Source organism: Streptomyces sp. NPDC007162 (assembly GCF_040634175.1).
Lineage (GTDB): Bacteria > Actinomycetota > Actinomycetes > Streptomycetales > Streptomycetaceae > Streptomyces.
In genome coordinates, this window is sequence record NZ_JBEYFC010000494.1 from 1 (window position 1) to 6,604 (window position 6,604).

Consider the following 6,604-nt stretch of genomic DNA (forward strand, 5'->3'; position numbering starts at 1 on the left):
GTCCGTGGAGATCGCGGGATCGCCAAGCGTGCGGCGGCGCATCCAGCCGCTGGGCACGGGGCAGGGCGACGGGTGGGGCTGGGCGGGATCCTGGCACCGTCCTGTGTTCGCCTCCGGCCCCCCGATGGTCCCGGGGCTGCGTGTCGAGAGCGTGACCGTGGCACGGGGGCGTCATGAGCTGCGGATCCATCGAGTGATCGGGGCGCCGCACGGGGCTCGGCTGACGCTCACCGGCTGGGCAACGCAGGCACACCGCTCCGAGCTGGTGGGGCTGCTCGGCTGGGGTGAGGCGGAGGAGGTGGACGCCCCCGAGGGCACGGCCTACGAGCCGTCGGTGCGGGTGCCCCGGCTGTCGACGGAGGCCGAGGGGACCGCCGTGTTCGTAGCACTGGCAGCCTTGGGGGCGGACGGCGACACCCCGCCCTTCGAGGACGCTGTCACCGACTGCGCGTGGCGGGACGGGGAGTTGCGTCTTTGCTGGGCGGACGGACTGGAGACCCGAGTGACCTTCGAGCCGCTGTGCGTCACGATGGCGCAGCCCGAGGCGGACGTCTGCGATTGATCGGCGGCGGGAACAGGCCGTCCCAGCTTTCTCAGGTGTTCAGGGCAGCAGCACGAGTCGTCCGCGGATGCCCCCCTCGGCCAGGCGGGCGTGTGCCTTCGCTGCATCGTCTAGGGGGTAGGTCTCGGCGACTCGCGTGGTCAGGATGCCGGCGTCGACCAGGGCGACCAGGTCCTTCAGCCGTGCGCCGTCCGCGGTGACCGTCACGGCGGCGGTCCGGATTCCCCGGACCGGAGCAGGCAGGAACGGCGGCATCACGCCCGCGTACGCGCCGCCGTCGCGCACCCACTCCAGCGCCGTCTCCCCCAGGAGAGCCGCGTCCAGGACCGCGTCGTGGCGCCCCGGTGCGCCGCCGCGCGCCACGAAACGGGCCGCGCCCAGGCTCTGGACGAAGTCCGCGTCCTTCTCTCCCGCCAGAGCGGTCACCTCGATGCCCTGGTGCGCCGCCAACTGGACGGCGTAACCGCCCACGGCGCCTGCCGCACCTGTGACCAGCAGCGTCTGGGCCGGCTTGAGGTCCAGCAGATCGAGGGCCTGGGCGGCGGTCAAGGAGTTCAAGGGCACCGTCGCCGCGTGCACGGCGTCCACGGACGTCGGCGCCGCCGCCACTGCGGAGCCCTCCACCACCACATACTCCGCGTGGGTGCCCAGCGCTTTCACCAGATTGTCCTCCAGGGCCACGACGGCGTCGCCGACCGCCCAGCCCGTGTCCGCGCCGGCCGCGTCGATCGTCCCGGCCACGTCCCAGCCGAAGCCCATGGGCGGATCCGCCGGCAGCACACCGGAACGAGTGATCGCGTCGGCCGGGTTGAGCGCCGCGGCGGCGACTTTGATCCGTACCTGGCCGGCGCCCGGCTCCGGGATGTCCCGTTCGATGATCTGCACGGCTTCCGGTCCGCCGAAGTCCGTCACGACGGCAGCGCGCATTGCACGTCTCCTTTGTGGGTGGTCGGGGAGGGGTGCCTGGCCAGAGCTTTTTCACCAGGCCTTCGAGGATTCCGCCCCGCTGTAGCGAAACTAGCCCCCGCTACTATCTGGCGGTAAGTAGGCACCTTGAAGTGCGTACCTCACCAGGAGGTGACTGATGGCCACAATGGACGCGGCTGGGCGTCGGAAACGGGCGCAGACCGACTACGACGCGTTCCTGAGGGACTGCCCCACCCATCAGCTCTTAACGCGGATCAGCGACAAATGGGCCGTGCTCGTGCTGGGAGCGCTCGTCGACGGTCCGCTGCGCTACAACGAACTCGGCCGCAGGATCGAGGGCGTCAGCCCCAAGATGCTCACTCAGACACTGCGCTCGCTGGAGCGGGACGGGCTCGTGTCCCGCACGGTGACCCTGTCGGTTCCGGTGCGCGTCGACTATGAACTCACCGCACTGGGCGCCAGCCTGGGTGTGCCCCTCACGGCAGTGCGGGAGTGGGCTGAGGCCCACATGGACGAGGTTCACAAGGCGCGGCTGACATACGACGTAGCCGCGTCATAGCTGACGGAGGCGAGCTCGGCCGGATCCGGCGGAAGGGCGTGGCCTACGACGAGGAGAGGCAGCCTGGACTGAGCTGCGTCGCCGTCCTGTGCTCGGCCTCGGCGACCGGCCGGCCGCCGCGTTCTCCGTCGCGGGGCGGACCGGTCTGTTCGAAGCCTGGAGCACCTGTGGGAGGGTGCGCCGCGTCAGGACGGCGGCCTCCCAGGCAGTCGACCTCGGGATCTCCCATCCGTGCTCCGCGTTCTATCGCCGGCCCGACATCACCGTGGTCGACGACCAAGGCCACACCTGTGACGTGTGCCATCCGCAGTTCCACTGATCACTGAGTCCGGCAGGCAACCGCCTCGCCTGAAGCGGCCTCACCACTCCTTGAGGTCAGAGATGTCGGACTCCCAGTCCAGTACCTCGATCAGCGCTGCTGCGCTCGATCGTGCGGTGGGAGTCGAACGCCCCCCGGAGCCGGACGGCGCGTAGGTGCCGCGTGACATGGCACCGCTCGTGGTGATGTTGTGCTCCACGCGTTCGCGGCGCAGGGATTCATAGCGGGTGAGTGCCGAGTCGGTGTCCGGCAGGTCCCTCAGGCACTTGGCCAGGACGACCGCGTCCTCCAGGGCCATGGAGGCGCCCTGACCTGCGGCCGGCGACGCGGCGTGGGCCGCGTCGCCCAGGATCAGGGCGCGGCCGGAGCGCCACGGTATGCCGAGCGGCAGTTCCGTTGCGTTGGTGACCGTCAGGTGCTCGGCCGTGGCCGAGACGACGTCGGCCGCAGGAGTGGTGTCCTTGCGCAGGAGCGGGACGAGGAGGGTGCGCCAGTCGGCTGGTGAGCCCTCGGCGATCTCCTCCGCGGACAGCGGATCGCCGGCGACGCGCGCGAACCAGTAGGTCTCGCCGTCCGGCGAGGACGCGAAGCCGAAGGCTGCCTCGCTGCCCCGGATCATGGTGAAGCAGTCGCTCTCGCCGACCGGTGGGATGTCTGTGGTGTAGCCGTAGAAGACCCGCTGGCCCGCGTAACGCGGTTGTGTAAAGGGTGCGATCGCGCGCCGGACCGTCGAGTTGAGGCCGTCGGCGCCGAGCAGCAGGTCGCCCGTCGCCGTGCTGCCGTCCGTGAAGTGGGCTGTGACGCCGTCGTGGTGGTCGTCCAGGCGGGCCAGTCGGGCGCTGTGCCGCACGGCGATGCCACGCCGCGCGACCTTCGCCTGAAGCGCGGCGTTGAGTTCGCCGCGGCGCAGACAACGGAAGTTCAGCAGTGGGTCGTGGGCGTCGCCCATGAGTCGGTGAGCCGTCTGGCTGCCCCTGTCGTCCAGAAGCCGTATCGACGTCAGCGGGAAACCCAGCGCGGTGACCTCGGCCGTGGCGTCGATCTGCGCGAGGGCCCGCATGCCGTTGCTCCCGAGCGTCAGGAACGCGCCGATGTCCTCCGCCGTGTCCGGATGCGCCTCGTACACCTCGACGTCGAAGCCGGCCTTGTGCAGAGCCAGCGCCGACGCCGTACCCGCGATTCCGCCGCCGATGATCAGTATTCGCGTCACCAGGTCAACTCCAGTCGTCCGCACATGACGTCGAGCGGTCGACGCCACCATGGGGTGAACTCCCCGATGACAGGTTCTCATCCGCACACCGACTGCCCGTTGTGTGCCTCACCTCTCTGAACGCCACCAGCCCTCGGCCGGTCAAGGGGCCGACGGCGTCTCCCGGAAGCGCGCCGTCAGTTCGCGGTTCGGTGTAGGTCAGCCAGGGGGTGCGGCGTCAGTCGGGGCGCGAGCCGGTCCAGATTGGCCTTCGCGCTCACCTGTCGTGAGGAGGAGGTCGATCGCGGCGTCACCGTCGCCTCCCACGAACGCGTCGAGGTGGACCCGCAACGACAGCCGCTCGGGTCGGTGACCCCCGTGACGACCTGGCCGGCATAGCTGTGTCCCACGAGGACGACATCGCGGGCACAGTCCGGCAGCGCGCAGGGCGGGTGCCACGCGTTGCAGGCCCAGCCGCCGTGCCAGGCCCCGTGGAGGAGGACGAACGTGCTCGTGCGTAGGCAGTCTTCTGTCCGTGAGGCCGCCAGGGCGCGGGAGCGGAGTCGCGCCACAGTGCCGGGCCGGCATCGGTCACCGGTGAGAGCTACCAGTTCACAGCCTTGGTCACCGGCGCACCGTCATGGACCCGCTTCGGGGGTTCCGGGCGCTTGGTCGTGGCGTGCGCGAGCTTCGTGGATCTCGCCGCGATGTGCCACGGCCCATTCGTGGAGTGCGGTGATGGGGGCGAGCAGGGTGTGGCCCAGTTCGGTCAGTTCGTAGTCGACGCGTGGGGGCACGGTCGGGTAGGCAGTGCGGCTGACGAGCCCGTCGCGGACCAGTGCGCGCAACGTCAGGGTCAGCATCCGCTGGCTGATCCCGTCGATCTCGCGGTGGAGTTCGTTGAAGCGGTGGGTGCGCTGTCCGAGCCGCACGACGACCAGAGCGCTCCACTTGTCGCCGACCCGGTCGAGCACCTCACGGATCGGGCAGTCCTTGTCGAGAGGGTCGTCCACAACAGGCACATCGGTGTACGTGGCTGACATGAAAGTGCCTCCTTACGTCTTCGCCGATAGTGACTCATGATGGGGCTACGCACAAGAGGTAACTGGGTCTGACCTCGCCGATTCGGCTCCGTCGGCCTCTCCGCGGTTCACCTCGCGTGCCGTAGACCACTCGCAAGGAAAGAGAGTCGTTTCCATGCCCATCCCCGCGAGCCGGACCAGGACATCAGCCATGGTTCTCGTCGCCGCGGCCACGGCCGGCGTGCTGTCGGTCGGAGGCGTCACGGCCGCGGCGGCCTCGCCCCGACCGGTCTCCGCCACGTCGATGGACGTCAGCAGCAGCCGCCAGACCGCCGCGAACAAGGCTTTGGTGGTACACGTCTTCGACCAGCTGTTCAACCAGGGCAATCTCGCCGTGATCGACAGGTTCTTCCGGCCCGACTACATCCAGCATCACCCGAACGTTCCGGACGGCCGCGAAGCGCTGCGTCAGTACGTGACCAGTCTGCGGGCCGCCCACCCGCGGTTGCACGTCACCGTCGAGCGGGCTCTCGCCGAGGGGGACCTGGTTCTGCTGCACTCGCATTCCGTGTCGGATCCGGGCACCAAGGGTGATGCGATCGTCGACATCTTCCGAGTCCACGACGGCAGGATCGCCGAACACTGGGACGTGATCCAGCCGGTTGCGGACACCAGCGTCAGCGGCAACGACATGTTCTCCACGCTGAGCGCCCCGCAGCGGCGGTGGCCGGACCCGAGCGTGTCCACTGCGGCGAGCAAGCGGGTCGTGACGGCAATGTTCGAGGAGGTGACCGCCGGCCGGGACGTCACGGCCTTCGACCGGTATGCGGTGGATCCGTTCTATCAGCACAACCCGCAGTCCCCGAACGGCATCGCGGCTGCCAAGGCGTTCTTCGCGTCCCAACTGGAGAACCCCGGCTTCAGCGTCAGCGTGCAACAGGTCATCGGCGAGGGCGACTACGTCGCCGTACACGCCCTCTACAAGTTCGCCTCCGACGACCCTGGTACCCCGGTCCTCGACCTGTACCGGGTCCGCGACGGCAAGGTCGTCGAGCACTGGGACGTCATCCAGTCGGCGGCCCCGACCGCATAGGCCGACGACAACACCGCCTTCTAGTTCCGTTTTCCGACCGTGAGTCAGAAAGACAGGGACCACCATGTCCACTGAGAACAAAGAGCTGGTCGTCCACTTCTACAACGAGCTGTTCGCCAAGGGAAATCTCGACGTCATCGACAAGTACGTCGGGGACGAATACATCCAGCACAACCCTTGGGCCCCCAACGGCACCGAAGCGCTGCGCGGCTTCGTGACGGGCTTCAGGAGCCGCTACCCGGAGCTGCAGTACGAGGTCGCGCGGGTCATCGCCGAGGACGACCTGGTCCTGCTGCACTCCCACGCCGTGGGGGAGCCCGGCACCAAAGGCCAGGTGGTGGTCGACATCTTCCGGGTTCGGGACGGCAAGATCGTCGAGCACTGGGACGTGATCCAGGACGTCCCGGACAGCACGGTCAGCGGCAACGACCTGCATTCAACGCTGAGCGCCCCGGCCGGCCAGTCCTCGGACGCGTCCGGCGCCGCGAGCAAGCAGGTGGTGTCGGCTCTGCTTGACGCACTGCTCACCGACCGTGACGTCAGCGCCTGGGACCGGTACGCCGCCGATCCGTATTACGCGCACAACCCGAAGAACCTCAACGGTGTGGCGGCCGCCAAGGAGGCGTTCTCGTCGGCCTTCGCCGCTCTCCCGGACCTCCGCATGGACGTCAAGCGGATCATCGCCGACGGGGAGTACGTCGCGGTCCACCACACCTTCCAGGTGAACGCGGACGACCGCGGGGCAGCCGTCGTCGACATCTTCCGGGTTCAGGACGGCAAGATCGTCGAGCACTGGGACGTCTTCCAGCCGGTGCCGGAGAAGTCGGCCAACGACAACACCATGTTCTAGCTCAACAACTGCCGAAGTTTCCCGGCTTCTTCTCTTAGCGTCGCTACATCGACGGGTTCCTCTGACAACCGGTCCTCCATGAC

6 protein-coding genes and 1 pseudogene are annotated in these 6,604 nt (G+C 68.7%); 4 read left to right on the plus strand and 3 right to left on the minus strand.

The window, feature by feature from the left end:
* A pseudogene (locus tag ABZ646_RS37080) lies at positions 1-562 on the plus strand (hypothetical protein); the annotation flags it as partial.
* A 39-nt stretch (positions 563-601) separates the two neighbouring features.
* On the opposite strand, the gene ABZ646_RS37085 reads toward ABZ646_RS37080, so the two are convergent.
* Positions 602-1,489: an NADP-dependent oxidoreductase gene (locus ABZ646_RS37085; RefSeq protein WP_360529221.1), complete on the minus strand. Its 888-nt coding sequence runs from the start codon at positions 1,487-1,489 to the stop codon at positions 602-604.
* Positions 1,490-1,646: 157 nt separating this feature from the next.
* Between ABZ646_RS37085 and ABZ646_RS37090 the strand changes: the two genes are divergently transcribed.
* Entirely contained in the window at positions 1,647-2,048 is a 402-nt protein-coding gene (locus ABZ646_RS37090; protein WP_360529224.1) for a helix-turn-helix domain-containing protein, read from the plus strand.
* Between the two features lie 359 nt (positions 2,049-2,407).
* Here the strand turns inward: ABZ646_RS37090 and ABZ646_RS37095 are convergent, their stop codons facing one another.
* Complete coding sequence (locus tag ABZ646_RS37095) at positions 2,408-3,577, minus strand: FAD-dependent oxidoreductase (protein ID WP_360529227.1); 1,170 nt, start codon at positions 3,575-3,577, stop codon at positions 2,408-2,410.
* 617 nt (positions 3,578-4,194) lie between these two features.
* Positions 4,195-4,599, minus strand: a complete 405-nt coding sequence (locus ABZ646_RS37100) for a helix-turn-helix domain-containing protein (RefSeq protein ID WP_360529230.1) — start codon at positions 4,597-4,599, stop codon at positions 4,195-4,197.
* Between the two features lie 190 nt (positions 4,600-4,789).
* Between ABZ646_RS37100 and ABZ646_RS37105 the strand changes: the two genes are divergently transcribed.
* Positions 4,790-5,671: a nuclear transport factor 2 family protein gene (locus ABZ646_RS37105; RefSeq protein WP_360529233.1), complete on the plus strand. Its 882-nt coding sequence runs from the start codon at positions 4,790-4,792 to the stop codon at positions 5,669-5,671.
* Between the two features lie 64 nt (positions 5,672-5,735).
* Positions 5,736-6,521, plus strand: coding sequence for a nuclear transport factor 2 family protein (locus ABZ646_RS37110; protein WP_360529236.1), 786 nt, complete (start codon positions 5,736-5,738; stop codon positions 6,519-6,521).
* The last annotated feature ends 83 nt before the right edge of the window (positions 6,522-6,604 follow it).

What these genes read in the sequence shown, in the direction of transcription:
- ABZ646_RS37110 (WP_360529236.1), top strand. Translation starts at nt 5,736, where the DNA reads ATGTCCACTGAGAACAAAGAGCTGGTCGTCCACTTCTACAACGAGCTG.
- ABZ646_RS37100 (WP_360529230.1), bottom strand. Translation starts at nt 4,599, where the DNA reads ATGTCAGCCACGTACACCGATGTGCCTGTTGTGGACGACCCTCTCGAC.
- ABZ646_RS37085 (WP_360529221.1), bottom strand. Translation starts at nt 1,489, where the DNA reads ATGCGCGCTGCCGTCGTGACGGACTTCGGCGGACCGGAAGCCGTGCAG.
- ABZ646_RS37090 (WP_360529224.1), top strand. Translation starts at nt 1,647, where the DNA reads ATGGCCACAATGGACGCGGCTGGGCGTCGGAAACGGGCGCAGACCGAC.
- ABZ646_RS37105 (WP_360529233.1), top strand. Translation starts at nt 4,790, where the DNA reads ATGGTTCTCGTCGCCGCGGCCACGGCCGGCGTGCTGTCGGTCGGAGGC.